This window comes from Aurantimonas sp. A2-1-M11 (assembly GCF_036549475.1).
Taxonomy (GTDB): Bacteria; Pseudomonadota; Alphaproteobacteria; order Rhizobiales; family Rhizobiaceae; genus Aurantimonas.
On record NZ_JAZHLI010000232.1, the window covers coordinates 1 to 542 of the forward strand.

A 542-nucleotide genomic window follows, 5' to 3' on the forward strand; every position below is an offset into this window, starting at 1 on the left:
CCGCAGAGACCCCGGGAAGGACTCACAGCGCCTCAGGCGAATGACCGCAGCATGGGACGACGAGTTCCTTGCAAGCCTCGTCAGACCCTGAGCTCATTCACCCGATTCCCCTGATCGGTGGTGAAGATCGTCAAGTTCGCCACCGACGTGACCGATCGGGTCCGTGCCGTCACGGCCCTCGGCTCGTCGCTCGAGAGCCTTGCCACCGGCAATCTGGAAGAGCGCATCGAGACGCCGTTCCCCGCTGCGCTCGAACCGATCCGGATCAGCTTCAATACCTCGGTCGCGCGGCTGGAGACGGCGATCGGCGAGGTGGTGGTTGCGATCGCCTCGATCCGGCCGGGCCTGTCGGAGATCAACACGGCCTCGAACGACCTGGCGCATCGCACCGAGCAGCAGGCGGCCAGCCTGGAGCAGACCGTCGCGGCCCTGGGCGAAGTGACCCAGGCCGTCAACGAGACCGCCGAGGGCGCCGGCAAGGCGCAGCTCGTGGCCTCGGGGGCCCGCGAAAAGGCCCGGAAGGGCGGCGAGATCGTCGGCAA

General features: G+C 67.9%; 1 pseudogene. It reads left to right on the forward strand.

Annotated features, from left to right (window positions below):
* Positions 1 to 120: 120 nt before the first annotated feature.
* Positions 121 to 542 (forward strand): annotated as a pseudogene (locus VQ042_RS25850) (methyl-accepting chemotaxis protein); the annotation flags it as partial.